This is a genomic window from Streptomyces sp. NPDC091282 (genome assembly GCF_044757385.1).
GTDB classification, from domain to species: domain Bacteria; phylum Actinomycetota; class Actinomycetes; order Streptomycetales; family Streptomycetaceae; genus Streptomyces; species Streptomyces gramineus.
On sequence record NZ_JBIVUX010000002.1, the window covers coordinates 1,281,304 to 1,305,602 of the forward strand.

The 24,299-nt window shown below is 73.9% G+C and carries 23 protein-coding genes; 10 read left to right on the forward strand and 13 right to left on the reverse strand.

Translation table 11 applies throughout. The features are described from left to right. Window positions 1-149: 149 nt before the first annotated feature. Window positions 150-2,174 (reverse strand): BTAD domain-containing putative transcriptional regulator, encoded by a 2,025-nt coding sequence (locus ACIQOE_RS12705; RefSeq protein ID WP_401411328.1) that lies wholly within the window; start codon window positions 2,172-2,174, stop codon window positions 150-152. Window positions 2,175-2,261: 87 nt separating this feature from the next. Between ACIQOE_RS12705 and ACIQOE_RS12710 the strand changes: the two genes are divergently transcribed. Beyond that, a complete protein-coding gene (locus ACIQOE_RS12710; protein ID WP_365562887.1) occupies window positions 2,262-3,134 on the forward strand; it encodes an alpha/beta hydrolase in 873 nt (290 codons plus the stop codon). A 56-nt stretch (window positions 3,135-3,190) separates the two neighbouring features. Here ACIQOE_RS12710 and ACIQOE_RS12715 read toward each other — a convergent pair whose 3' ends face one another. Next, window positions 3,191-3,646, reverse strand: a complete 456-nt coding sequence (locus tag ACIQOE_RS12715) for a DUF6299 family protein (protein ID WP_401411330.1) — start codon at window positions 3,644-3,646, stop codon at window positions 3,191-3,193. A gap of 273 nt (window positions 3,647-3,919) precedes the next feature. On the opposite strand from ACIQOE_RS12715, the gene ACIQOE_RS12720 reads away from it, so the two are divergent. The 6 genes from ACIQOE_RS12720 to ACIQOE_RS12745 all read left to right on the forward strand — a co-directional run bounded on the left by ACIQOE_RS12720 (window position 3,920) and on the right by ACIQOE_RS12745 (window position 8,696). Continuing rightward, window positions 3,920-4,114 carry a DUF5999 family protein gene (locus ACIQOE_RS12720; protein ID WP_365562893.1) on the forward strand — a complete coding sequence of 65 codons (195 nt, stop codon included), beginning with the start codon at window positions 3,920-3,922 and terminating at the stop codon, window positions 4,112-4,114. A 125-nt stretch (window positions 4,115-4,239) separates the two neighbouring features. Next, entirely contained in the window at window positions 4,240-5,052 is an 813-nt protein-coding gene (locus ACIQOE_RS12725; RefSeq protein ID WP_362651294.1) for a PaaX family transcriptional regulator C-terminal domain-containing protein, read from the forward strand. 237 nt (window positions 5,053-5,289) lie between these two features. Further along, window positions 5,290-5,841: an adenylyl-sulfate kinase gene (gene cysC / locus ACIQOE_RS12730; protein ID WP_351325841.1), complete on the forward strand. Its 552-nt coding sequence runs from the start codon at window positions 5,290-5,292 to the stop codon at window positions 5,839-5,841. Continuing rightward, entirely contained in the window at window positions 5,838-6,740 is a 903-nt protein-coding gene (gene cysD, locus ACIQOE_RS12735; RefSeq protein WP_401411333.1) for a sulfate adenylyltransferase subunit CysD, read from the forward strand. The genes cysC and cysD overlap by 4 nt, the downstream gene beginning before the upstream one ends. Window positions 6,741-6,742: 2 nt before the next feature. Then, window positions 6,743-7,975: a sulfate adenylyltransferase subunit 1 gene (locus tag ACIQOE_RS12740; RefSeq protein ID WP_401411335.1), complete on the forward strand. Its 1,233-nt coding sequence runs from the start codon at window positions 6,743-6,745 to the stop codon at window positions 7,973-7,975. Between the two features lie 268 nt (window positions 7,976-8,243). Continuing rightward, window positions 8,244-8,696 carry an ATP-binding protein gene (locus ACIQOE_RS12745; protein ID WP_351325837.1) on the forward strand — a complete coding sequence of 151 codons (453 nt, stop codon included), beginning with the start codon at window positions 8,244-8,246 and terminating at the stop codon, window positions 8,694-8,696. Here the strand turns inward: ACIQOE_RS12745 and ACIQOE_RS12750 are convergent. From ACIQOE_RS12750 to ACIQOE_RS12760, 3 genes are all read right to left on the reverse strand, one after another. Beyond that, window positions 8,656-10,092 carry an amino acid permease gene (locus ACIQOE_RS12750; protein WP_351325835.1) on the reverse strand — a complete coding sequence of 479 codons (1,437 nt, stop codon included), beginning with the start codon at window positions 10,090-10,092 and terminating at the stop codon, window positions 8,656-8,658. The genes ACIQOE_RS12745 and ACIQOE_RS12750 overlap by 41 nt on opposite strands. Window positions 10,093-10,219: 127 nt before the next feature. Next, window positions 10,220-11,227: an ornithine carbamoyltransferase gene (argF, locus tag ACIQOE_RS12755; RefSeq protein ID WP_401411338.1), complete on the reverse strand. Its 1,008-nt coding sequence runs from the start codon at window positions 11,225-11,227 to the stop codon at window positions 10,220-10,222. A 126-nt stretch (window positions 11,228-11,353) separates the two neighbouring features. Then, window positions 11,354-12,577 (reverse strand): arginine deiminase, encoded by a 1,224-nt coding sequence (locus ACIQOE_RS12760; RefSeq protein WP_365575736.1) that lies wholly within the window; start codon window positions 12,575-12,577, stop codon window positions 11,354-11,356. Window positions 12,578-12,706: 129 nt separating this feature from the next. Between ACIQOE_RS12760 and ACIQOE_RS12765 the strand changes: the two genes are divergently transcribed. Then, on the forward strand, window positions 12,707-13,810 hold the full coding sequence (locus ACIQOE_RS12765; protein WP_365575738.1) for an SPFH domain-containing protein: 1,104 nt from the start codon (window positions 12,707-12,709) through the stop codon (window positions 13,808-13,810). A gap of 55 nt (window positions 13,811-13,865) precedes the next feature. Next, window positions 13,866-14,759: a hypothetical protein gene (locus tag ACIQOE_RS12770; protein WP_351325828.1), complete on the forward strand. Its 894-nt coding sequence runs from the start codon at window positions 13,866-13,868 to the stop codon at window positions 14,757-14,759. Window positions 14,760-14,777: 18 nt separating this feature from the next. On the opposite strand, the gene ACIQOE_RS12775 is transcribed toward ACIQOE_RS12770, so the two are convergent. The 4 genes from ACIQOE_RS12775 to ACIQOE_RS12790 form a co-directional block, all read right to left on the reverse strand. Then, on the reverse strand, window positions 14,778-17,321 hold the full coding sequence (locus ACIQOE_RS12775) for a polynucleotide kinase-phosphatase (protein WP_401411341.1): 2,544 nt from the start codon (window positions 17,319-17,321) through the stop codon (window positions 14,778-14,780). Beyond that, window positions 17,318-18,793 carry a 3' terminal RNA ribose 2'-O-methyltransferase Hen1 gene (locus ACIQOE_RS12780; protein WP_365575742.1) on the reverse strand — a complete coding sequence of 492 codons (1,476 nt, stop codon included), beginning with the start codon at window positions 18,791-18,793 and terminating at the stop codon, window positions 17,318-17,320. The genes ACIQOE_RS12775 and ACIQOE_RS12780 overlap by 4 nt, the downstream gene beginning before the upstream one ends. 110 nt (window positions 18,794-18,903) lie before the next feature. Continuing rightward, window positions 18,904-19,830, reverse strand: a complete 927-nt coding sequence (locus ACIQOE_RS12785) for a DUF4232 domain-containing protein (RefSeq protein ID WP_365560248.1) — start codon at window positions 19,828-19,830, stop codon at window positions 18,904-18,906. Between the two features lie 100 nt (window positions 19,831-19,930). After that, window positions 19,931-20,854: an LLM class F420-dependent oxidoreductase gene (locus ACIQOE_RS12790; protein WP_362649523.1), complete on the reverse strand. Its 924-nt coding sequence runs from the start codon at window positions 20,852-20,854 to the stop codon at window positions 19,931-19,933. 160 nt (window positions 20,855-21,014) lie between these two features. On the opposite strand from ACIQOE_RS12790, the gene ACIQOE_RS12795 reads away from it, so the two are divergent. Next, entirely contained in the window at window positions 21,015-21,260 is a 246-nt protein-coding gene (locus ACIQOE_RS12795; protein WP_401411344.1) for a hypothetical protein, read from the forward strand. Between the two features lie 76 nt (window positions 21,261-21,336). On the opposite strand, the gene ACIQOE_RS12800 is transcribed toward ACIQOE_RS12795, so the two are convergent. The 4 genes from ACIQOE_RS12800 to ACIQOE_RS12815 all read right to left on the reverse strand — a co-directional run bounded on the left by ACIQOE_RS12800 (window position 21,337) and on the right by ACIQOE_RS12815 (window position 24,277). Then, window positions 21,337-21,795: a DUF6099 family protein gene (locus ACIQOE_RS12800; RefSeq protein ID WP_401411347.1), complete on the reverse strand. Its 459-nt coding sequence runs from the start codon at window positions 21,793-21,795 to the stop codon at window positions 21,337-21,339. 183 nt (window positions 21,796-21,978) lie between these two features. Further along, on the reverse strand, window positions 21,979-22,311 hold the full coding sequence (locus ACIQOE_RS12805) for a nucleotide pyrophosphohydrolase (RefSeq protein ID WP_351325814.1): 333 nt from the start codon (window positions 22,309-22,311) through the stop codon (window positions 21,979-21,981). Continuing rightward, window positions 22,308-23,792, reverse strand: coding sequence for an ATP-binding protein (locus ACIQOE_RS12810; RefSeq protein ID WP_401411349.1), 1,485 nt, complete (start codon window positions 23,790-23,792; stop codon window positions 22,308-22,310). Before ACIQOE_RS12810 ends, ACIQOE_RS12805 begins: the two co-directional genes overlap by 4 nt. A gap of 95 nt (window positions 23,793-23,887) precedes the next feature. Then, window positions 23,888-24,277, reverse strand: a complete 390-nt coding sequence (locus ACIQOE_RS12815; protein WP_351325813.1) for a cell division protein SepF — start codon at window positions 24,275-24,277, stop codon at window positions 23,888-23,890. Between the last annotated feature and the right edge of the window lie 22 nt (window positions 24,278-24,299).

The window sequence follows — 24,299 nt, forward strand, 5'->3', positions numbered from 1 at the left end:
GCGCCAGGCGCGCGCCCTCGGCCCGAGACGGCGGGAGGCCGCCGGGCGTTGCGGCCACGGTGCGCGCCGGGGCCCCGGCGCCGGTCCGGCCGGACCCGTCGGCCTCGCTGCGCCCCGCGGGCGACGGAGGGACCGGCCGGCCGGGACGCCTAGAGCGTGTTGCGAAAGTCGCGCGGCAGACGGGACTTTCGCAACACGCCCTGGGCCAGCGCTTCGTCGATCGTCGTCAGCCAGGTGTCGACCGGGCCGGCCGTCAGCAGGCCGCCTGCCGCTCCGGCGAGTTGGCCGGCCGCCGGGCGCAGCCCGTCCCGGCAGCGGAGCAGGGCCCGGCGGTCACCGGCCGCCAGGGCGGCGGCCGCCACGGCACACCACAGGGCCTCCTGCATGAGGTCGGCGGGCGGCTCCGGCAGCTCGCGCAGCGCCTCGCGGGCGGCCCGCTCGCCGTCGGCGGCGAGCGCGAGGCCGGGGCGGATCCAGGGCAGGTACGGCCCCCAGTCGGCGGCCGGGTCGAGGGCGGCGCGGATGCCGTACGGCCGCTCGGCGAGCCGGAGGCACAGCAGGGCGAGAGGGAGGAGTCCGGCGCGCACGCCGGGCATGCCGGGCCCGTCCAGCAGCCGGTCGACCGCGCGGTAGGCGGCCTCGGCGCGGTCCGCCCGCCCGGTCGCGGCCAGCCGCAGCGCCCGGTAGCCGTGCGTGAACACGCGGACCAGCGGCAGTTCCCGGCGGTCGGCCAGCCGGTCGGCCGCCTCGGCGTGCGCGTCGGCGGTGGCGAGGTCGGCGAGGCCCGCGCGGGCCTGTACCCGGATCAGGTGGCCGAGGACCTCGTAGGTGACCAGGCCGTGCCGGGCTGCCAGGGCGATCAGTTCGGTGCCGAGGGCGTCGCGGCGCGGGGCGAGGCCGGCGCGGGCGCAGGACTGCATGAAGACGCCGTTGAGGGCGAAGGCGAGCAGGGCCGGATCGTCGAGCCGGCGGGCCAGGCGTTCCGCCTCCGCGGCGGCCTCGGCGGCGCGGGCCGACCGGGTGCCGCGGGTCTCCAGGGCGACCGTGGCGAGGAGCCGGCAGCGGGCGGCGTCCTGGGCCGGGGTCACGGGCAGCCGGGCCAGGGCGCGTTCGGCGGCCTCGGTGACGCGGCGGGCGGCCGCCGGATCGTCGGAGCGGGTCCAGACGGCCGGGACGTCGTAGGCGCCGATGACCCGTGCGGTCAGTTCGGGGTCGCCCAGTTCCTCGGCGGCGGTGATCGCCGCGAGGCGGTGTTCGCGGGCGGCGGCGAGACCGCCGGAGCCGGTCACCGCGAGGGTGCGCAGCAGGCCGACGGTCGATTCGAGCCGGGCCCGTGCGCCCGCGGCGACGGTACGGTCGTACGCCTCGGTGGCCCGCGTCCACACCCGTGCCGCCGCATCCTCGCGTACCGCGTCCAGGGCGGGGTCCTGCGCGAGGATGCCGGCCTCCAGCCGCCGCAGTGCCGGGCCCGGATCGAGCCCCAGCTGGTCGGCGAGGGTCGCGCGGGCCCGGCGCAGCACGGCGAGGGCGTCGCCCTGCCGGCCGGTGCGGTAGAGGGCGAGCGCGAGCAGCCGCCAGCCCTCCTCGCGCCACGGGTGCCCGGCGAGGTGGGCGTCCAGGTCGGGGACCGCCTCGGCCGGGCGCCCTCCGGCGAGCAGCGCCCCGGCCCGCTGTTCGACCGCCCGCAGCCGCAGCTCGGCCAGCCGGGTCCGCTCGCCCCGGCACCACCGCTCGTCGGCGAACTCGGCGTAGGCCGGCCCCCGCCACAGCTCCAGCGCGTCCCGCAGCAGCCGGGCGGCCCGGCCGGGCTCCTCCGGTACGGCGGTGTCCACGGCGGTCTCGAACCGCCAGGCGTCCACCGTCCCGGCTTCCGTGCGCAGGGCGTAGCCGGGGCCGTCGGTGACCAGGATCCGGGCCGGGGTGCGGGGCGGGCGGCCGGGTTCGAGGGCCCGGCGCAGGTCGCCGACGAAGGTGCGGACGGCGCTGACGGCGGTGGGCGGCGGCTCGTCCCAGAGGTCGGCGACCAGCCGGGCCACCGGCACGACCCGTCCGCGGGCCACGATCAGCCGGGCCAGCACGGCACGGTGCCGGGGGCCCTTCAGAGCGAGCGGGGCACCGGCGCGCTCGGCCACCACGGGTCCGAGCACACCGAAGCCGAACTGGTCCGTCCTCACCCGCCCCACGGTAGATCCGGTCGTCCGGCGGACGCCGCCCAGGTGCGTGCTGACCGGTTGCTGACTCACGCACGGGAGTCTCGGCGCATGAACTTCCCCGGCTTCACCACGCACCGTGTCCCCGTGGCGGACGGCGTCCGGCTGCACGCCCTCGTCGGCGGCACCGGCAGCCCGGTCGTCCTGCTGCACGGCTTCCCGCAGACCCACCTGATGTGGCGGCGGGTGGCCGCCGGCCTCGCCCGCGAGCACACCGTGATCTGTCCCGACCTGCGCGGCTACGGCGCCAGTGACAAACCGGCCGACGTGGACGGGCTGGCGTACGCGAAGCGGACCATGGCCGCCGACGTCGTGGCGCTCGCCCGTGCCCTCGGCCACGAGCGGTTCGCGCTGGCCGGGCACGACCGGGGCGCGCTGGTCGCCTTCCGGGCGGGCCTGGACCACCCGGACGCCGTGACGCACCTGGCGCTCCTCGACGTGCTGCCCACCGCGGACATGTGGGAGGTGCTGCACGGCCGCTCCGCCGCCGTCGCCTTCCACCTCTACCTGACGGCCCAGCCCCCGGGCCTGCCCGAGCGGCTGATCGGCGCCGCCCCGGACCTGTTCTTCGGTCACTTCCTCGACCTGTGGACCCGTGACCCCGCGGCGATCCCGGCCGACGTCCGCGCCGCCTATCTCGCGGCCTGCCGGGCGGCGGTGCCCTCGATCGTGGCCGACTACCGGGCCTCGGCCGGTGTCGACACCGAGCACGATCTGGCCGACCGGGCCGCGGGGCGGGTGCTGGGCATGCCGGTGACCGTGCTCCAGCAGGACTGGGGCGCGGCCCTCGGCTACGACGCGGCCGCGCTGTGGCGGGCCTGGGCCCCGGAGCTGGAGCACCGGACCGTGGACTGCGGGCACTTCATGGCGGAGGAGGCACCGGACGAGGTCGCCTCCGCCGTCCGGGAGCTGCTGTCCCGGTGATCCGCGGGTGACCCGGCCCGGCACTCCTCGGGTGCCGGGCCGTCCGGGACGGCGTCTCAGCCCTTGGCGAGTTTGACGTCCTGCTGCCGGGTGACGTGGAAGAAGGGCAGCGGCAGGCCGCCCGCCGGGCGCAGCTCCATGATCGTGGCCTCGACGCGGGCGGCGCCCGGCTCCAACTTCTCGGAGGTCACCTTGCCGGTGTTCTCCCAGTGGTGCTCGGCGCCGTCGCACACGGCCCGCGTGCCGCCGACGCCGTGCCGGCTGGTCGGCGAGTCCTGGCTGACGGAGGAGCTGACGAACACCGGGCCGGTGGCGTCGGTGCAGGTGTAGGTGCCGGAGAGGGTGACCGTGCCGTCGTCGGCCAGACGGCCGGTGGCGTCGACGGTGACGGACTCGGCGGAGGCGGTGACGGACTTCGCGGGGGCGGCGGGGGCGGCGGTCGCGGGGCCGACGGCGGCGCAGAGCAGGGCGGCGGAACCGAGGGCGGTGGCGAGGACGGGACGTAGGGGCATGACATCCTTCCCGGGTCGTGGTGTGGGCATGCGCCCTGGATACCGGGCGTCCGGCCCGGGAGGCGTGACCGTCACCCCTTCGGTGGCGCGTCCCGGCCCGGCCGACGCCGCCGGTCGCGTCGCGGACGTGCGGCGGCCGTCGTGGGGGCGTCCGGGAGTTGTCCGTGTGTTGTCACAGGTCGCGGCGGGTGGTTCCGTACCGTTCACGGCGGGAGCATGGTCTGGTCATGCCGGTCGGCGACCGTGCCGGCGGCAGCCCCGTGGAGGTGCGCCATGTGTTCCCACCCGTTCCCGAGCGCGACGGCCGGCCATGGCCTCCCGCACGTCGTCGCCGCCCACCCCGAGCAGGGCTGGTCCCTGCTGTGCGACGGGGCGATCGTCTTCGACGACACGGGCGAGCTGCGCCCCGACGGCAGTGTGGCCGAGCCGCACCGCGGCCCGGCCGGAGGGCTCGTCGTCGCCGCCTGACCGGGCGCGCGGTCACGCGCCGAGTCCCGGCGCCCCCGGACGCCCCGCCGGTCCCCTCCCCCGGAATCCTGACTCACGTTCAGCCCCGTACCTGATGTGACCAGCGGTGATGCCGTGGACCTAAAATGATCAACGTGTCCGAGCACCACGCCCCGAGGTCCCTCATCGTCACGCTGTACGGCGCGTACGGCCGCTTCCTGCCCGGCCCGGTGCCCGTGGCCGAGCTGATCCGGCTGCTGGCCGCCGTCGGCGTGGACGCCCCTTCCGTACGGTCGTCGGTGTCCCGGCTCAAACGGCGCGGCCTGCTGGCCCCGACACGCACCGAGCAGGGCGCGGCCGCCTACGAACTCTCCGACGAGGCCCGCCAGTTGCTGGACGACGGCGACCGGCGGGTGTACGCGGCGCCGGCACCGCGGGACGCGGGCTGGGTGCTCGCGGTGTTCTCGGTGCCCGAGTCGGAACGGCAGAAGCGGCACGTGCTGCGCTCACGGCTGGCCGGACTCGGCTTCGGCACGGCCGCGCCCGGCGTGTGGATCGCCCCGGCCCGGCTGTTCGAGGAGACCCGGCACACCCTGTGCCGGCTCGGTCTCGACCCGTACGTGGACTTCTTCCGCGGCGAACACCTCGGCTTCGCGCCCACCGCCGAGGCGGTCGCCCGCTGGTGGGACCTGACCGCGATCGCCAAGGCGCACGAGCAGTTCCTCGACGACCACGAGCCGGTGCTGCGCGGCTGGGAGCACCGGAGCGACACCCCGCCCGAGGACGCCTACCGCGACTACCTGCTCGCCCTGGACTCCTGGCGGCACCTGCCGTACACCGATCCGGGGCTGCCGACGGCCCTGCTGCCCGCCGACTGGCCGGGCACCCGTTCGGCCGCCGTCTTCCGGGCGCTGCACGAACGGCTGCGGGACGCGGGCGGTGCTTTCGCGGGCCTGTGAGGAAGCCGGCCCGCGGGGAGCGCTCGTGAGGCAACGGGACCGTGCGGGACGGACGGCCGGACCGTGAAGGGGTGTCCGGTTGTGAAATGTTCGTTGCACGAAGCCGTGACCTCTTGCCCACCATGTGTCACTCAGCTAAACCTCAGCTTCCTTAACCACTCCTCTCAGACTTCTTACCTACTCTTCGACGGGTCGTACGCGGGCTGGACGAGACGGTAAGGAAGAGGTCTGTTGCGCATGACCACCACGCCAAAGGCTCAGGGGGCCACGGTCTGGCTGACGGGGCTGCCGAGCGCGGGCAAGACGACGATCGCCCGGCTGCTGGGGGATCGCCTCAAGGCCCAGGGACACCGCGTGGAGGTGCTCGACGGCGACGAGATCCGCCGCTTCCTCTCGGCCGGTCTCGGCTTCTCCCGGGAGGACCGCAACACCAACGTGCAGCGCATCGGACTGGTCTCCGAGGTGCTGGCCCGCAACGGCGTGCTCAGCGTCGTCCCGGTCATCGCCCCGTACGCCGACAGCCGCGAGGCGGTCCGCGTCCGGCACGAGAAGAGCGGCACGCCGTACCTGGAGGTGCATGTCGCGACCCCGGTCGAGGTGTGCAGCGAGCGTGACGTGAAGGGGCTGTACGCCCGGCAGGCCGCGGGCGAACTGTCCGGGCTGACCGGCGTCGACGACCCGTACGAGCCGCCCGCCGATCCGGCGCTCGTCCTGCGCACCGAGGACCAGACCCCGCAGGAGTCGGCGGACGCGGTGCACGCACTGCTGGTGGAACGGGGGCTGGCGTGAGCACCTTCGCCCTGTCCCATCTGGACGCGCTGGAGTCCGAGGCGGTCCACATCTTCCGCGAGGTGGCGGGCGAGTTCGAACGGCCGGTGATCCTCTTCTCCGGCGGCAAGGACTCCATCGTCATGCTCCACCTCGCCCTCAAAGCCTTCGCCCCCGCGACGATCCCCTTCTCCCTCCTCCACGTGGACACCGGCCACAACTTCCCCGAAGTCCTCGACTACCGCGACCGCGTCGTCACCGCACACGGACTGCGCCTCCACGTCGCCTCCGTCCAGGACTACATCGACCGCGGAGTCCTCAAAGAACGCCCCGACGGCACCCGCAACCCCCTCCAGACCCTCCCCCTCACCGAGAAGATCCAGCACGAGAAGTTCGACTCCGTCTTCGGCGGCGGCCGCCGCGACGAGGAGAAAGCACGCGCCAAGGAACGCGTCTTCTCCCTGCGCGACGAGTTCTCCCAGTGGGACCCCCGCCGCCAGCGCCCCGAACTGTGGAACCTCTACAACGGACGCCACGCCCCCGGCGAACACGTCCGCGTCTTCCCCCTCTCCAACTGGACCGAACTCGACGTCTGGCAGTACATCGCCCGCGAAGCCATCGACCTCCCCCAGATCTACTTCGCCCACGAGCGCGAGGTGTTCCGGCGCGACGGGATGTGGCTGACCGCCGGCGAGTGGGGCGGCCCGCGCGACGGCGAGACGGTGGAGAAGCGCCAGGTGCGCTACCGGACCGTCGGAGACATGTCCTGCACCGGCGCGGTCGATTCGCACGCCGGCACGCTGGACGCCGTCATCGCCGAGATCGCCGCGTCCCGGCTCACCGAGCGCGGCGCCACCCGCGCCGACGACAAGCTCTCCGAGGCCGCGATGGAAGACCGCAAGCGCGAGGGGTACTTCTAGAGATGAGCACGACCACCACGGAACTCGGCCTGACCGAGACCACCTTGCTGCGGTTCGCGACCGCCGGGTCGGTCGACGACGGCAAGTCCACCCTCGTCGGACGACTCCTGCACGACTCCAAGTCCGTCCTCACCGACCAGCTGGAAGCCGTCGAACGCGCCTCCGCCTCCCGCGGCCAGGACACCCCCGACCTCGCCCTCCTCACCGACGGCCTGCGCGCCGAACGCGAACAGGGCATCACCATCGACGTCGCCTACCGCTACTTCGCCACCCCGAAACGCCGCTTCATCCTCGCCGACACCCCAGGCCACGTGCAGTACACCCGCAACATGGTCACCGGCGCCTCCACCGCCGAACTCACCGTCGTCCTCGTCGACGCCCGCAACGGCGTCGTCGAACAGACCCGCCGCCACGCCGCCATCGCCGCCCTCCTCCGCGTCCCCCACGTCGTCCTCGCCGTCAACAAGATGGACCTGGTCGGCTACGAGCGGGCCGGGTTCGAGCGGATCGTCGCCGACTTCGCCGCGCAGACCGCCGAGCTGGGACTTCCCGAGGTCACCGCAATCCCGGTCTCCGCGCTGGTCGGCGACAACGTGGTCGACCGGTCCACGGCCATGGACTGGTACGACGGCCCGGCCCTGCTGGAGTTCCTGGAGCGCGTGCCGGTCGCCGCGGACGCGGCCGACGCCCCGGCCCGTTTCCCGGTCCAGTACGTCATCCGGCACGGCGACGTCCGGTACTACGCGGGCCAGCTGGTCTCCGGCTCGCTGCGGGTCGGTGACCGGGTCATCGTGCACCCGTCCGGAGCGACCTCGGAGATCGCCGGGATCGACGTGCTGGGCACCGCCGCCGGGGCCGCGCACGCACCGCAGTCGATCGGGGTGCGCCTGGCGGACCAACGGGACGTGTCCCGCGGCGACATGATCACGGCCGGGCCGGAGGCGCCCGTGCTCACCCAGGACGTCACCGCGGCCGTGTGCCACCTGGCCGACCGGCCCCTCAGGGTCGGCGACCGGGTGCTGCTCAGGCACACCACGCGGACCGTCAAGGCGATCGTGCGGGACCTGGCGGGCGCGACCGAGCTGACCGCGAACGACCTGGGCCGGATCACCCTGCGCAGCGCCGAACCGGTGCCGCTGGACGCCTACGCGGTGTCCCGGCGCACCGGCGCGTTCATCCTGATCGATCCGGCGGACGGCGCGACGCTGACCGCGGGGATGGTCGACCTCGCCTGATCCCGCCTCCCGCCCGGTACCGCGAAGAGCCCCCGGCGGCTGCCGGGGGCTCTTCGCGGTACCGGGCGGCGGGTCCGGCCGGTCACAACGTCACGGCGTGTCGATAACGCCGTAACAGCCGGATCGCGCGTGCGGAACGGCGCACCGCGCTGGGTAGTCAGCGGGGTACCGGGCCGCAGGCCCCGCCCGGGGCCCGGCGACGGGTTCCGGGAGCGGACCCGTACCATTCCTACAGTTGAAAGCAGGACAAGCAGTGATCGCCTGCGCCATGAACGGAATCGCCGTGTACGAACCACCTTCCGCCGCCGCCTCCTGGCGCATCGCGCTGCCGCACACCGTCGCGGCCGTGCCGGTCGCCCGTGCCCTGGTGCGTTCGGCGATGGAGGAGGCCGGCCACGCGGCGGACCCCGACACCGCCGAGCTGCTCACCGCGGAGCTGGTCGCCAACGCCGTCGAGCACACCGCGGGCAAGGGCCCGATAGAGCTGGTCGTCGAGCTGATGCCGGGCGGCTGCAAGGTCGAGGTGCACGACCCGGACCCGGCGCCGCCCGGCCACCTGACCCGCCCGGTGATCGAGGAACCCGACCCGATGGAGGAGGGCGGGCGCGGCCTGCTGCTGATCCGCGCCCTCAGCGCCTCCTGCGGCCACCGCCCCACCGAGTCCGGCAAGGCGGTGTGGTTCAGGCTTCCTGCAGTACCGCGTCAGTGGCGTCCGGCGTGACCGCCGCGGCGCGCGCCAGCGTGGAGTTCCGGCGCCCGTAGCCGACGTAGACCAGCAGGCCCACCGCGAGGAAGACGGCGAACTGGACCCAGGTCGTCCAGCCCGTCTCGTACATCAGGTACAGGCAGAAGCCGACGCCCAGCAGCGGCACCACGGGGTACAGCGGGACCCGGAAGGTGCGGGCCAGGGCGGGTTCGCGGCGGCGCAGCGCGATCACCACGACGTTCACCACCGCCATGATGGCGAGGGTCCCGATGGTGCACAGGTTCATCACCGCGTCCAGCGACGCGAAGGCCGCGGGCAGCGCGAAGACGAGCGCGACGATCAGCGTTCCCGCGACCGGGGTGGCCGTCTTCGGGGAGACCTTCTCGAAGACGCGCGGGATCAGTCCGTCCCGGGACATCGACATGAGGATGCGGGTCTGGCCGTACATCACCGCGAGGACGACGGAGGCGATGGCGACGACCGCGCCGAAGGCGATCACACCGCCGCCGATCGTGGACCCGGTGACCTGGTTGACCACGTAGGACAGGGCCGCGGGGCGCCCGGCCACCTGGTCGCCGCCGATGGCGCCGGTCGCGGCCAGGGCGACGGCGCAGTAGAGCAGCGTGACCACGCCCATGCAGACGAGGATCGCGACCGGGATGTCCCGGCGCGGATTCTTGGCCTCCTCGCCGGCCGTGGTGATGGCGTCGAAGCCGATGTAGGAGAAGAACGCGGCGGTGGTGCCCGCGCCGATGCCGCCGAGCCCGGCCGGGGAGAACGGCACGAGGTTGCCGTCCTTGAAGGCGCTGAAGCCGATCGCGCAGAAGGCCACCAGGATGACGAGCTTCACGGCCGCCATCGCCGCGGTCGCGCGGGCGCTCTCCCGGACCCCGCGGACCAGCAGCACGGCGGCCATCGCGATGACGATCACGGCGGGCAGGTTCACGATCCCGCCGTCGCCTGGCCCCGCGGACACGGCGTGCGGGAGCTGGAGGCCGGTGAGGCTGTGCAGCAGTTCGTTGACGTACTGGCTCCAGCCGACCGCGACGGCCGAGATGGAGATGCCGTACTCCAGGAGCAGGCACCAGCCGACCAGGAACGCGGTGGACTCGCCGAGACCGGCGTAGGCGAAGGAGTACGACGATCCGGAGACCGGGATCGCGCCGCCCAGCTCGGCGAAGGAGAGGGCCGTGAAGACGCAGGTGATCGCGGCGAGGACGAAGGAGACCACGACGGCCGGGCCGGCCTGGGCGACCGAGTCGGAGAGTCCGACGAAGATGCCGGTGCCGACGATCGCGCCGATGCCGAAGCAGATCAGCTGGAAGAGGCCCATGGTGCGGCGGAGGCCATGGCCCGCGCGGTCGGCGCCGGATTCGGCGACGAGCAGGTGGGGGGACTTGATGCGGGGCATGCGGGTGGTGCTCGTTTCTGGTGGTGCGGGTGCGATCCGGGTCGGTCGCCGTGGCGGCCGCGGCTGGGGTGGTGCCGGGCCGCCGGACAGAATAAGGCCTGGTGGGGCGTGCGCGGTACGACGGCGGTCAGCCGAGCGTGGCCACCAGCACCGCCTTGATGGTGTGCATCCGGTTCTCGGCCTCGTCGAAGACGACCGAGTGCTCGGACTCGAACACCTCGTCGGTGACCTCCAGCTCGGTCAGGCCGTGGCGCTCGTAGATCTCCCGGCCGACGTCGGTGCCCAGGTCGTGGAAGGCCGGCAGGCAGTGCAGGAACTTGACGTCGGGGTTGCCGCTGGCGCGCAGCACGTCCATGGTCACGGCGTAGGGGCCGAGCAGCGCGATCCGCTCGTCCCACACCTCCTTGGGCTCGCCCATGGACACCCATACGTCGGTGGCGATGAAGTCGGCGCCGCGCACGCCGTCCTTGATGTCCTCGGTGAGCGTGATCCGGGCGCCGGAGGCCGCGGCGAGCCGCTCGGCCAGCTCCACGATGGCGCCGGCCGGCCACAGCAGCCGGGGCGCCACGATCCGCACGTCCATGCCGAGCAGCGCGCCGGTGACGAGGTAGGAGTTGCCCATGTTGTAGCGGGCGTCGCCGAGGTAGGCGAAGGCCATGGTGTCGAGCGGCTTGTCGCTGTGCTCGGTCATGGTGAGCACGTCGGCGAGCATCTGGGTGGGGTGCCACTCGTCGGTGAGGCCGTTGTAGACCGGCACTCCGGCGAAGGCGGCCAGCTCCTCCACGACACCCTGGCCGTGCCCGCGGTACTCGATCGCGTCGAACATCCGGCCCAGCACCCGGGCGGTGTCCTTCACCGACTCCTTGTGCCCGATCTGCGAGCCGGACGGGTCGAGGTAGGTGGTGACGGCGCCCTGGTCGGCGGCGGCGACCTCGAAGGCGCAGCGGGTCCGGGTGGAGGTCTTCTCGAAGACCAGCGCGATGTTCTTGCCGCTCAGGTACCGCGTCTCGGTCCCGGCCTTCTTGGCCGCCTTCAGCTCGGCGGCCAGCCCGATGAGCCCGCGGAACTCCTCCTCGGTGAAGTCCAGCTCCTTGAGGAAGTGGCGGCCGGCGAGGGCGGTCGGGACTGTCGCCATGGGGGCGCTCCAGCAGTAGGGGTCGACGCGGGGACTTTTGGAAGTCTATACGACGTTACACATTTCTATACAGGCCCTTGTTTCCCCTCCGGCCCCCCGCGCCCCTCCCCCGCGTTCCCCCGCGTCCTATACGGCGTCCCGCTCCACCGGGCAGCTCATGCACCGCGGGCCGCCCCGCCCCCGGCCCAGCTCGCTGCCCGGGATCTCGATCACCTCGATGCCCTGCTTGCGCAGGTGGGTGTTGGTGGTCGCGTTGCGTTCGTAGGCGACGACCACGCCGGGTTCGACGGCGAGCACGTTGCAGCCGTCGTCCCACTGCTCGCGCTCGGCCGCGTGCACGTCCTGGGTGGCGGTGAGGACCCGGATCTCGCTGAGGCCGAGGGCGGCGGCGATCGCGCGGTGCATGTGCTCCGGCGGATGGTCGGTGACCTTCAGCTCCTTGTCGCCGCCGCCCGGTTCGATGGTGTACGAGCGGAGCATGCCGAGCCCGGCGTACTGGGTGAAGGTGTCGCCGTCGACCATCGTCATCACGGTGTCGAGGTGCATGAACGCGCGCCCCTTCGGCATGTCGAGGGCCACGATGGTCCGCGCGGAGCCCGCCGCGAACAGCTCGTGCGCGAGCATCTCCACAGCCTGCGGGGTGGTGCGCTCGCTCATGCCGATCAGGACCGCGCCGCCGCCGATCACCAGGACGTCACCGCCCTCGATGGTGGAGGGATAGGCGGCCTGCCCCTCCGACCACACGTGGAACGTCTCGTCACGGAAGAGCGGGTGGTGCCGGTAGATCGCCTCGAAGTGCACGGTCTCGCGCTGCCGGGCCGGCCAGCGCATGGCGTTGATGGAGACGCCGTCGTAGACCCAGGCGGAGGTGTCCCGGGTGAAGAGGTGGTTGGGCAGGGGCTGCAGCAGGAAGTCGTCGAGGTCCATGACGTGGAAGCGGACCGAGGTGGGCTCCGCGTGCCCGTCCAGGAACTCGCGTTTGGTCATGCCGCCGACCAGCGCCTCGGCCAGCTGCGGCGCGGGCAGGTTCTCGAAGGCGGCGCGCAGGTGGCCGGTGGCGAGCGGGCCGTACTCCTTCTCCTCGAAGACCCGGTCCAGGACCAGGGCGCGAGCCGCCGGGATCGCCAGCGTCTCGGTGAGCAGGTCGCCGAAGAGGTGGACGGCGACCCCGCGGTCCCGGAGCACGTCCGCGAACCCGTCGTGCTCGGCCCTGGCCCGGCGCACCCACAGGAGGTCGTCGAAGAGGAGGGCGTCCTTGTTGCTGGGGGTGAGCCTTTTGAGCTCCAGATCCGGCCGGTGCAGGATGACGCGGCGCAGCCGCCCGGCTTCGGAGTCGACATGGAATCCCATGACTCCATCCTGACCATCGGGGACCGGATTCACCCCCAGGTCGACCGTTTCTGTTGTCGTCCTCTTGACGACAAGCGGAACGGGGGCGATTATTGTCATGTTGACTCTAAATTGCGAGGGGGACTTTTCATGGCCGACATCACCCGGCGGCTGGGACGGCGTCATCTGCGCGGCGCCCCGACGGCGCACATCAGGCACCACCGGGACGGCAAGCTGCTGCACGACGGCACCGGCATCAGCTTCTGGTTCCGCGCGCTGACCGCGGCGATCTCCGAGATACCGGTCGACGACCGCGAACTGGCGATGACCTTCCACGCCCGCACGGCCGACTTCCAGGACGTCGCGGTGCAGGCCACGGTCACGTACCGGATCGGCGACCCGGCGCTGGCGGCCGCCCGCCTCGACTTCTCGATCGACCCCGGCACCGGAGTCTGGCGCGGCACCCCGCTGGAACAGCTGGGCACCCTGCTCACCGAGACCGCCCAGCAGCACGCGCTGGCCGTGCTGGCCCGCACTCCGCTGGCGTCCGCGCTGGTCGACGGGGTGGCGGCGGTCCGGGAGCGGATCGCGCAGGGTCTCGGGGCGGAGCCCCGGCTGCCGGCCACCGGGATCGAGGTGGTGGCCGTGCGCGTGATGGCGCTGCGGCCGGAACCCGAGGTGGAGCGGGCGCTGCGCACCCCGGCCCGCGAGCAGATCCAGCAGGAGGCGGACCGGGCCACCTACGAGCGGCGCGCGGTGGCCGTGGAGCGGGAGCGCACCATCGCCGAGAACGAGCTGGCCAGCCAGATCGAACTGGCCCGCCGCGAGGAGCAGTTGGTCGAGCAGCGGGGCACCAACACGCGCCGCGAGGCGGAGGAGCACGCGGCGGCCGACGCGGTGCGCGCGCAGGCGGAGGCGGCCCGCTCGGTGAAGCTCGCCGAGGCCGAGGCGGCGCGTACGGTACGGCTCGCGGAGGCGGAGGCGGCCCGCTCGGTGAAGCTGGGCGAGGCCGAGGCGGCCCGTGCCGTCACGCTCGCGCGGGCCGAGGCCGAGGGTGCCCGGGAGACCGGCGAGGCGCGGGCCGCGGCCCAGGCGGCCTGGCTGCGGGTGCACGGCGAGGTGGACGTGGCCACGCTGCACGCGCTCACCGGCACCCGGCTCGCCGAGAACCTGCCGCGCATCGACAGCATCACCGTGTCGCCGGACGTGCTGACGGGGCTGCTGGCGAAGCTGGGCGCGACGGAGGAGTCGTGACCACCCGCCCGGCGCCACACCGGCCCACCGCGAGCGGCCCAGCAAAGGCGGGGTCGTGAGTCTCGCGCCGCGGGTGGTCCTCGTCCACCGGACCACCGAGTACGACGAACTGGTCGCCCACCACGGCACCCACGGGCAGGCCGCCTTCTTCCTCTCCACCCGGGGACGGGACATCGAGGAGATCGCGGAGCGGCACCGCAGGACGGGGCGGGCGCTCGCCGAGGTGGCCGCGGCGATCCCGTTGAACTGGCGCCAGGCCCGCGTCGAGCGGGCCGACCTGGACCGCTTCCTGTTCGCGCCCGAGGACGTGGTCCTGGTGGTGGGCCAGGACGGCCTGGTGGCGAACGTGGCCAAGTACCTGGACGGCCAGCCGGTGATCGGCATCGACACCGACCCCGGCCGCAACCCCGGGGTGCTGGTACGGCACCGGCCGGAGCACGCGGCCACGCTGCTGGCGTCCGCCGCCGCGGCCCGCGCCGACGAACTGACGATGGTCGAGGCCGTGGCCGACGACACGCAACGGCTCGTGGCGCTCAACGAGATCTATCTGGGAACCGCCGGTCATCAGACCGCCCGATACCGCCTGGGCCTCGAAGTCGACGGGGGTGTCGTCGAGGCCCAGGCTTCCTCCGGAGTGCTGGTGGGCACCGGCACCGGGGCCACCGGCTGGCTGCGCTCGCTGTGGCAGGAGCGCGGCGCCCGGCTGACGCTGCCCTCCCCCACCGAGGACCGCCTGCTGTGGTTCGTCCGGGAGGCCTGGCCCTCGCCGGTGACCGGGACCTCCCTGGTCGCCGGCGAGCTGACCGCCTCGGCGTCCCTGACGCTCACCGTCGAGTCGGACCGTCTGATCGCCTTCGGCGACGGCATCGAGACCGACGCCCTGGAACTCACCTGGGGGCAGACGGTCCGGGTCGGGGCCTGCGCCCACCGGCTGAGGCTGGTGGGCTGAGGCCGCGGCCCGCCGGCCTCACAGCCGGGGGTCGACCGGCTCCGACTCCAGGGCCAGCACCCCGAACACCGCCTCGTGGACCCGCCACAGCGGCTCGCCCTCCGCGAGGCGGTCCAGGGCCTCCAGACCCAGGGCGTACTCGCGGACCGCCAGGGACCGCTTGTGGTTCAGGAACCGGTTCCGCAGGCGTGCCAGGTTGTCCGGGCGGGTGTACTCGGGACCGTAGATGATCCGCAGGTACTCGCGGCCCCGGCACTTGATGCCGGGCTGGACCAGCCGGCCCTTGGGGTCGCGCACCACCGCGCCGAGCGGCTTGACGACCATGCCCTCGCCGCCCCGGCCGGTCATCTCCAGCCACCAGTCGACACCGGCACCGACCGACTCCGGGTCGCCGGTGTCGACGTGCAGGCGCCGGGTGGTCCGCAGAAGGCCCGACGGGTCGTGCTCCACCATCCGGTCCAGCAGGGCGAGCTGCTCGTCGTGCGGGAGCGCGGCGAGGCTGCGGCCCTGGACCGCGAGGATCTGGAAGGGGGCCAGGTGGACCCCGTCCAGGCCCTCGGTGGTCCAGCAGTACCGGCGGTAGGCGTCGGTGAACGCGGCCGCGTCGGCGGCGCGGCCGCGCTGCCGGGCGAGCAGTCCGCCGACGTCCACACCGCGTGCCGACGCGCCCTCCAGGGCGGCCAGCGCGCCGGGGAACACCGCTCCGGAAGCGGCTCCCACCGCCGCGTACTGGGTGCGCAGCAGACCGCCGGCCTTGAGCGACCAGGGCAGCAGTTCGGCGTCCAGCAGGAGCCAGTCGGTGGCGAGTTCGTCCCAGAGTCCGGCCGCGTCGACCGCGCCGCGGATCCGGCCGAGGATCTCCTCGGTGACGGACCCGTCGTCGAAGAACGGGCGTCCGGTGCGGGTGTACAGGGAGCCGGTGGGCCCGAGCGGGACGCCGAAGCGGCGGTGCGCGGTCTCCGCGTCCCGGCACACCAGGGCCACCGCCCGCGAGCCCATGTGCTTCTCCTCGCACACGACCCGGGCGACGCCGTCCTGCGCGTACTGCGCGAACGCCTCCGCCGGGTGCTCCAGGTAGCCCTCGACGTGACTGGTCGCCGTGGGCGCCATGGTCGGCGGCAGGTAGGGCAGCAGGCGCGGGTCGACCGCGAAACGGCTCATCACCTCCAGGGCGGCCGCCGCGTTCTCCTCACGGACCGCGACCCTGCCCTGGTACCGGGTCTCCACGGCCCGCCGGCCCTGCACGTCGGCCAGGTCCAGCGGGCGCCCGTCGTGACCGCCGGGCGCCTCGGTGCGCAGCGGCCTGGCCGGCTCGTACCAGACCCGCTCGGCCGGTACGTCGACCAGTTCCCGCTCCGGCCAGCGCAGCGCGGTGAGCTTGCCGCCGAAGACCGCACCGGTGTCCAGGCAGATGGTGTTGTTGAGCCAGCTGGCCTCCGGGACCGGCGTGTGGCCGTAGACGACGGCCGCCCGGCCCCGGTAGTCCTCGGCCCACGGGTAGCGCACCGGCAGGCCGAACTCGTCGGTCTCGCCGGTGGTGTCGCCGTACAGGGCGTGCGAGCGGACCCGGCCGGATGTGCGGCCGTGGTACTTCTCGGGCAGCCCGGCGTGGCAGACGACCAGCCGGCCGCCGTCGAGGACGTAGTGGCTGACGAGTCCGTCGATGAACTCCCGTACCTGCCGGGTGAACTCCTCGCTCTCGCCCGCCATCTGCTCGATGGTCTCGGCGAGTCCGTGGGTGTGCTGGACCTTGCGGCCCTTGAGGTGGCGGCCGTACTTGTTCTCGTGGTTGCCGGGCACGCACAGGGCGTTGCCGGACCCCACCATCGACATGACCCGGCGCAGCACACCGGGGCTGTCCGGTCCGCGGTCGACGAGGTCGCCGACGAACACGGCGGTGCGGCCCTCGGGGTGCACGCCGTCGGCGTAGCCCAGCTTGGCGAGCAGGGCCTCCAGTTCGGTGGAGCAGCCGTGGATGTCGCCGACGATGTCGAAGGGGCCGGTGAGGTGGGTCAGGTCGTTGAACCGCTTCTCGGTGACGACGGTCGCCGACTCGGCCTCCTCCACCCCGCGCAGGACGTGCACCTTCCGGAAGCCCTCGCGCTCCAGGTGCCTGAGGGAGCGGCGGAGTTCGCGGACGTGGCGCTGGATGACCCGGCGGGGCATGTCGGCCCGGTCGGTGCGGGCCGCGTTGCGCTCGGCGCACACCTCCTCGGGCACGTCGAGGACGATCGCGACGGGCAGGACGTCGTACTTCTTCGCCAGGTCGATCAGCTGGCGCCGGGACTCCTGCTGCACGCTGGTCGCGTCGACGACCGTGCGGCGGCCGGCGGCCAGCCGCTTGCCGGCGATGTAGTGCAGCACGTCGAAGGCGTCCCTGGTGGCGCCCTGGTCGTTCTCGTCGTCGCTGACCAGTCCACGGCAGAAGTCGGAGGAGATCACCTCGGTCGGCTTGAAGTGGCGGCGCGCGAACGTCGACTTGCCGGATCCCGAGGCTCCGATCAGGACGACCAGGGAGAGGTCGGTGACGGGCAGGACGCGTCCTGCTCTCTGCTCGGTCATGCCGCCTTCGCCTCCTTCACGTCGGCAGGGGTGGTGGTCAGCCGGAACACGGCCATCTGGGTGGGCGGGCCGACGTCGGGGTCGTCCGGGCCCACGGGGACGAACGCGACGTCGTAGCCGTGGAGTCCGGCGACGCGGGCGGCCCAGGCACCGAACTCCTCGCGGGTCCACTCGAAGCGGTGGTCGCCGTGCCGGACGTGTCCGGCGGGCAGCGTCTCCCAGCGGACGTTGTACTCGACGTTCGGCGTGGTCACCACGACCGTGCGCGGGCGGGCCGCGCCGAACACGGCGTACTCAAGGGCGGGCAGCCGGGGCAGGTCGAGGTGCTCGATCACCTCGCTGAGCACGGCCGCGTCGTAGCCCTTGAGCCGCCGGTCGGTGTAGGCCAGCGAGCCCTGGAGGAGCGTGACGCGGGACGCCTGCCGCTCGCCCATGCGGTCCAGCCCCAGCCGGCGCCCCGCGATGGTGAGGGCCCGCACCGACACGTCGAGGCCGACGATCTCGGTGAAGGCGGGGTCCTTGAGCAGCGCCTGCACCAACTGGCCCTGTCCGCAGCCGAGGTCGAGGACCCGGGCGGCACCGCAGCGGCGCAGGGCGTCGAGGATCGCCTCCCGGCGCTGCACCGCGAGCGGCGCCGGCTTCTCCTCGGCCTCGGTCTCCTCCTCGACCGCGTTGTCGATCTCCTCGACCTCGCTGTCGTCGGTCTCGGCGAGCCGCACCAGTTCCAGCCGCTCCATCGCCTGCCGGGTCAGCGACCAGCGGCGGGAGAGGTAGCGGGTGGTGATGAGCCGCTGCTCGGGGTGGCCGGGCAGCCAGCCCTCGCCGGCGCGCAGCAGCTTGTCGACCTCCTCGGCGGACACCCAGTAGTGCTTGGCGTCGTCGAGGACGGGGAGCAGGACGTAGAGGTGGCGCAGGGCCTCGGCGAGGGTCAGCGTCCCGGACTCCAGGACCAGCCGGACGTACCGCGAGTCGCCCCACTCGGGGAACGCGGTGTCCAGGGCGACCGGTTCGGCGGTCACCGTCCAGCCGAGCGGCTCGAAGAGCTGCCGTACCAGACCGGGGCCGCCGCGCGCGGGCAGCACGGGCACCTCGATGCGCAGCGGCCGCGGCTGCTCGGGGGCGTCGGGGCGGGCCCGGCACACTCCGCGGATCGCGCTGGAGAAGACGTTGCCGATCGCCACGGCGAGCAGGGAGGAGGCCGCGTACGGGCGGTCGTTGACGTACTGGGCGAGCGCCGCGTCGGGTGCCCCGCCGTGTCCCTTGCCCTTGCCGCGCCGGACCAGCGCCACCGCGTCGACCTCCAGCAGCAGCGCCGCCGTGCAGCGCTCGGGATCCGCCTCCGGGTAGAAGACGTGCGCGATGCCGTAGGACGTCGAGAAGGTCTGCGCGTTGTCGGGGTGCTTGTGCAGCAGGAACCCGAGGTCGGTCGCGGGGTGGTCAACAGTGCCGGTGGTGGTGATCGTCAGGAACACGGGTCGCCTCGAAGGGGATCAGGAAACGGTGCGAAAGCGCTGGTCGTGCGCTTGTGCGCGGTTCCAACGTACAGACGCTCGCCGTGCGGGGCCCCGGATTTTCTCCGGCGCTACCGCCCGGCGCGCTTCCAGGCGCCGACGCCGAGCCTCCCCGTGGTGCCGAGATCCAGACGCGGTGTGAGCATGACGGGCGCGGCGCCCGGCTTGGCCAGGACCCGGACGTAGGGCACGTTCACCGCGGTGCCGGACAGGGTGGTGTTGCGCCAGATCAGGCCGGAGAGGGCGGACTCGCCGGGTTTCAGGACGAGCGGGGCGGGCGGGCCGTCGAGGCCGGTTCCGGTGGCGATGGCGGTGCCGCCGTGCAGGACGCGCACGCCGTCGACGGGTTCGCGGTCGTCGTCCAGGAGGGTCAGTTGCGGATAGCCGTCGAGCGGGTAGTCACGCTTCCCGCAGTTCTCCAGGTGCAGGCCGACGACGCGCAGGCCCATCGCGGCGTCGCCGTCGTCGGCCCACAGCCGCACGCCGGAGGCGGGGCAGGGGCCGGTCCGGGAGGGTGCCTCGTCGGCGGGGACCTTGGTGACCTCGGCGACCTTCACCCGGGTGACCGGGGAGGCGCCGGGTGCGAGCGCGCCCGCCTCGACGGTCCCGGTGGTGCTGCGGCCCGGCGCGACCCCGGCCACGGTCACCTTCCGGGAGGCCATGACGGCTCCGGTGTCCGTCGTGAAGGCGAAGACCACGGTGTAGGTCATGGCGTCGGCGCCGTCGTTGCCGACCCGGTAGGCGGCGGAGATCCCGGAGTCACCGGTCCCGGGCAGCGGGTCCGCGTGCACCCGGCCCGGGGTGGCGGACGGGCTCGGCGCGGCCGTGGGGAGGGTGACCGACGTGATCCGCACGCCGTCCACCGGCGGGTCGGTGACGGTGGTGCGGGGCGGCGGCGCGGCCGAGCCGGGGCCGTCGTCCGCGTGCTCCGTGCCGCACGCCGTGGCCAGCAGGAGGGCGGCGGCGGGGGCGAGGAGACGAAGGTGGGGTCTGCGCATCCGGCCAGCTCATCAGGGCGAACCCCCAACGCCTGTGACGGAGGCCATAGTTCCGGTCACAGGCGTGTCACAGCCGGCCGGACGCGCGGGCCCGTACCGGCTACGGCAGCTGCGTCTGGACCTGGGCGGAGATCAGCTCCAGGTGGTCCAGGTCGGACAGGTCGAGGACCTGGAGGTAGAAGCGTCGCGCGCCGATCTCCGCGTAGCGGCCGATCTTGTCGACGACCTCGGCCGGGGTGCCGGCCAGGCCGTTCTCCTTCAGTTCGCCGACCTCGCGGCCGATGGCGGCGGCGCGCCGGGCGACCTCCTGGTCGTCCTTGCCCACGCACACCACGAGGGCGTTGGAGTACGTCAGGTCGTCGCCCTTGCGGCCGGCCGCCTCGACGGCGGCGCGCACCCGCGCGAACTGGGCCGCGCTGTCCTCGATCGAGGCGAACGGCATGTTGAACTCGTCGGCGTAACGGGCCGTCAGCCGCGGCGTGCGGGTGGCGCCGTGGCCGCCGATCAGCACCGGGATCCGCGCCTGGGCGGGCTTGGGCAGCGCGGGCGAACCGGCGAGGTCGTAGTAGGTGCCGTGGAAGTCGAAGGTCTCGCCGAGGCCGGTCTCCCACAGCCCGGTGACGATCGCCAGCTGCTCCTCCAGGCGGCCGAACTTCTCCTTCGGGAAGGGGATGCCGTACGCCGTGTGCTCCTCCTCGAACCAGCCCGCGCCGAGGCCGAGTTCGACCCGGCCGCCGGACATCTGGTCGACCTGGGCGACCTGGATGGCGAGCACGCCGGGCAGCCGGAAGGTGGCCGCGGTCATCAGGGTGCCGAGGCGGATCCGGCTGGTCTCGCGGGCCAGACCGGCCAGGGTGATCCAGGCGTCGGTCGGGCCGGGCAGGCCGTCCGCGTCGCCCATCCTCAGGTAGTGGTCGGAGCGGAAGAAGGCGTCGAACCCGAGGTCCTCGGTCGCCTTGGCCACGGTGAGGAGGGTGTCGTAGCTCGCGCCCTGCTGGGGCTCGGTGAAGATGCGAAGGTCCATGCGTCCATCCTGCACGGCCGCGGTCCCGTCGAGAGCATCGGCACCGGCTGCCGCGCGCGTCCCCGCCGGGGTGAACACCGCCGGTGGCGGGGCGTGCGGTGCGGCGGGCCGGTGACCGTCCCGCCGGGTGATCGTTGACGGGAGGGAGCCGGGCCGTCCGGTGCCCGCGCCGGACGGCCCGCGCCGTCGCGCGCGGTTCGTGGTCCGCCGCGGGCGGCCCGGGGCCGAGGAGGCCGTCCTGTCCGAAGAGTCCGCTCCCCCGCGGGACGGCGCCGCCGGACCGCCGCGCGGGCTGCTCCAGCGGATGGAGGAACTCATGGCGGCGCTGAACGCGGACCTGTCCGACCTGCGCAGGGAGGCGGGCCTCGCCGGCCGCGACGCGCAGGAGTGCGCCGACATCCCGTAGGGCCGTGCGGACGGATCACGTCACGGCGGGGGGGTCCGTCGCCGCCGCCGTCGGGGGGCCGGGCGGCGCCGCGCGGTCAGCCGTCGTGGACCTCCTCCCGCGCGGCCAGTTTGCGCAGCATCTCCAGGACCCGGTCCCGGGACTCGTCGGCCGCGTCGATGGCCTCCATGCACTGCCAGTACGCCCCCTCGTCGGCCGCCGCGCTGGCCATGCCGACCAGCGTGATGCCGACCTCGGCGAGGAGGCCGCCCAGGGAGAGCAGCGTCGCCCGGGCGTCCTCCAGTTCGGTGAGCTGGGCGGCGCGCAGGGTGCCGGGATCCAGGTCGGGGGCGCCCAGGATCCCGCAGCCCCGGCCCGCCAGCTCGGTCAGGCCGAGGGCCTCGCCGCGCAGCTCGGGCGGGCCGGAGACGGCCAGCCGGCTGCCGATCGCCTGGGCCAGGGCCTGCGCCTGCCACACCTCGGTCATCATCTCCGGTACGCCCGCACCGCTCGCCAGTGCCCGTCTGCTCGCCACGATGAGCCGCATCGCGTCCATCCGCCGCCCCGTCCCCGTCGGTCCGAACTGCCGTGCAGCAGTCAGTAGTTCACTACCCAGAGTGAGGGCAGGTGAGACGTATAGCCAGAGGAAGGGGGAAATCTGTGGACAACAATTCGGATTCGGGCGGGCTTTCGGTTACCGAGCGTTAAAGCGGAGTACCGCCCTCCCCCCGGGCCGCCGTCAGGAGGGCGGGAACCGCTTCTCGTTGCGTTCGATCTTCGCGTCCAGCGCGGCCAGCGGGTCGACGTCCAGGACCTCGCAGAGCTGGAGCAGGTAGGACAGGACGTCGGCCACCTCGTCGGTGACCCGGTGCGCGGTGTCGGGGTCGGCCATCACCCGGGCGGACTCCTCCGGGGTCAACCACTGGAAGATCTCGACCAGTTCGGACGCCTCCACGCTGAGGGCGGCCACCAGGTTCTTGGGGGTGTGGTACTGCTGCCAGTCACGGGCGGCGGCGAACTCGGCCAGCCTGCGCTGGAGCTTCGCCACGTCGAGGGGTTCTTGGTCGGTCACGCCTCCAGGTGTACCACTGTGATCGTCCCGGCTTCGGCGGCCAGGTCCGCGTCGCTCACCGCACCGACGAGCCGGATGTGGCCGCGTTCGCCCATCAGGACCGCGGTGCCGAGGAGTTCGGCGCGCTGACGGGGGTCGAGGCAGCGGTCGAAGCCGTCGGCGAGGACGGTGAGGCTGCGCATGGCGTCGGGGACCTCGCCGGGCGCGTCGACCTCCAGGACGCCGGGGCCGGTGAAGAGGACCAGGGCGAGGGCGAGGTAGCGCAGCTCGCCGTCGCCGAGCCCGGCCAGCTCCGAGCGGTGGCCGTCGCCGCGGTCGAGCAGTGCCCGTACCGTGCCGTCGCCGAGCGGTTCGGCGAGCAGGTCGGCGACGGGACCGGCGCAGCCGGTGCGGACCGCGTCGACGAGCAGTCCGTGCCGGCGGCCGCATTCGGCGCGGGTGCGCCACAGGACGTCGGCGAGGTTGTCGCAGCCGCGCAGCAGCCGCCCGGAGCCGGTGCGGACGGGGGCGCGCATGGCGTCGGGACGCGGGTCGCAGGCGAACACGGACCGCAGCGCGACGACCATCTGCTCGGCGGCGGCGAGGACCCGGCGCTGGCCGTCGGTCTTGCCGGCCACGCGCAGCGGCAGCAGGGCGGTGCCGAGCCGGTCGTCGGGCAGCGGCGCCTTGGTCACCGGGGAGCTGCCCGCCGTGTGCCAGGCGGCCTGGACGGACCGGCGCCCGGGGTCGCGCAGGGCGGTCTCCAGCAGCACGAGGCCGCCCGCGGTCAGCCGTTCGCCGACGATGCGGAGGTCGGGCTCGGCCTGGACGGCGACGTCGAGCCGTACCGGCCCTTCGGCGCCGTCCGCCGTGCAGCCGATCCGGAATCCGCGCCGGCGCTGCGCGTCGGGCCGCGCCCGCTCCGGCACCAGGGCGACGGGGTCGGGGAACACCTCCTGGACCGAGGCGCCGCCGCCGAGCCGCGCCAGCGCCTCGTAGGCCGCGAGCGCCGCGGACTTCCCGCTGCCGCTCGGCCCGGTGAAGAGGGTGACCGGCCCGAGCGGGAAGCGCGCCCCGCGATGCCGCGCGAAGGCGGACAGACGCAGCTCGGTGAGCCGGGGGCGGGGGTCGGGCCGGGAGGCGCCGGGGCCGCCGCCGGGCCGGAGGTCCGGTGCGGGACCCGGCGGACCGCCGGCCCGTGCCGTCCGGCGCGCGGGCGGGGCCTGCGCGGAGCCGGGCCCGGCGGGGGCGGCGTCCGGGGCGGCCGGTGGTGACGGGGGCGCGCCGGGCACCGCCGTGGACTGCGCCGCCGCCTCGGTGCGGCGGCCCGACCGGGCGCGGGGCACGGTCTCCCCCGGCGCGGCGGGCGCGCCGGGGCCTGGGTCGCCGGACGGGGCCGGGACGTGCGGTGCCGTCGGCGGCGGGGCCGCGCGGTGGGCCGGCGGGCCGCTCGTGGCGGGGGCGGAGGGGGTGGACGCGGGCGAGGCGGAGGGCACGGCCATAGGGGGACCGTAGGGCGCCGCCGGCCGGTGAACCGTTTTGCCGTCGGCGACTTCCTACGATCGGGGTACGGCGGCGCCCAGGCCCCGTCCCCGGCTCAGCCGCCCGAGACCCCGGCGCCCTCCATCAGCCCGCTGACCTCGGTGCCGGGCGGGGTGAGGAGGAAGACGTTGCGGTCCACCCGGTGCATGCCGCTCGCCAGGCCGAAGACGACGCCCGTGCTGAAGTCGAGGACGCGCTTGGCGGTCTCCGTCTCCGCGCCGGTCAGGTCGAGCAGGACCGGTATCCCGGCCATCAGCGTCTCGGCGACCTCACGCGCGTCGGCGAAGACGTTCACTCTCAGCACCACGAAACGGCGCCGGGTCTCGGTCTCCGCGTCCGGCAGCGACCGGTGGCGGACCGCGGACGGCCAGGCGTCGCGGCCCCGCAGCGGCACGACCTGGGCGAGCCCCTCCCACTGTTCATCGGTGACGTCGTAACGGCTCACCGGCTCCCCCTGACCTGACTCG

What these genes read in the sequence shown, in the direction of transcription:
- ACIQOE_RS12810 (WP_401411349.1), bottom strand. Translation starts at nt 23,792, where the DNA reads ATGGCCGTGCCCTCCGCCTCGCCCGCGTCCACCCCCTCCGCCCCCGCC.
- argF (WP_401411338.1), bottom strand. Translation starts at nt 11,227, where the DNA reads ATGGCGACAGTCCCGACCGCCCTCGCCGGCCGCCACTTCCTCAAGGAG.
- cysC (WP_351325841.1), top strand. Translation starts at nt 5,290, where the DNA reads ATGACCACCACGCCAAAGGCTCAGGGGGCCACGGTCTGGCTGACGGGG.
- ACIQOE_RS12740 (WP_401411335.1), top strand. Translation starts at nt 6,743, where the DNA reads ATGAGCACGACCACCACGGAACTCGGCCTGACCGAGACCACCTTGCTG.
- ACIQOE_RS12790 (WP_362649523.1), bottom strand. Translation starts at nt 20,854, where the DNA reads ATGGACCTTCGCATCTTCACCGAGCCCCAGCAGGGCGCGAGCTACGAC.
- ACIQOE_RS12800 (WP_401411347.1), bottom strand. Translation starts at nt 21,795, where the DNA reads ATGGACGCGATGCGGCTCATCGTGGCGAGCAGACGGGCACTGGCGAGC.
- ACIQOE_RS12750 (WP_351325835.1), bottom strand. Translation starts at nt 10,092, where the DNA reads ATGCCCCGCATCAAGTCCCCCCACCTGCTCGTCGCCGAATCCGGCGCC.
- ACIQOE_RS12785 (WP_365560248.1), bottom strand. Translation starts at nt 19,830, where the DNA reads ATGCGCAGACCCCACCTTCGTCTCCTCGCCCCCGCCGCCGCCCTCCTG.
- ACIQOE_RS12725 (WP_362651294.1), top strand. Translation starts at nt 4,240, where the DNA reads ATGATCAACGTGTCCGAGCACCACGCCCCGAGGTCCCTCATCGTCACG.
- ACIQOE_RS12760 (WP_365575736.1), bottom strand. Translation starts at nt 12,577, where the DNA reads ATGGGATTCCATGTCGACTCCGAAGCCGGGCGGCTGCGCCGCGTCATC.
- ACIQOE_RS12715 (WP_401411330.1), bottom strand. Translation starts at nt 3,646, where the DNA reads ATGCCCCTACGTCCCGTCCTCGCCACCGCCCTCGGTTCCGCCGCCCTG.
- ACIQOE_RS12745 (WP_351325837.1), top strand. Translation starts at nt 8,244, where the DNA reads ATGAACGGAATCGCCGTGTACGAACCACCTTCCGCCGCCGCCTCCTGG.
- ACIQOE_RS12765 (WP_365575738.1), top strand. Translation starts at nt 12,707, where the DNA reads ATGGCCGACATCACCCGGCGGCTGGGACGGCGTCATCTGCGCGGCGCC.
- ACIQOE_RS12710 (WP_365562887.1), top strand. Translation starts at nt 2,262, where the DNA reads ATGAACTTCCCCGGCTTCACCACGCACCGTGTCCCCGTGGCGGACGGC.
- ACIQOE_RS12720 (WP_365562893.1), top strand. Translation starts at nt 3,920, where the DNA reads ATGTGTTCCCACCCGTTCCCGAGCGCGACGGCCGGCCATGGCCTCCCG.
- ACIQOE_RS12775 (WP_401411341.1), bottom strand. Translation starts at nt 17,321, where the DNA reads ATGACCGAGCAGAGAGCAGGACGCGTCCTGCCCGTCACCGACCTCTCC.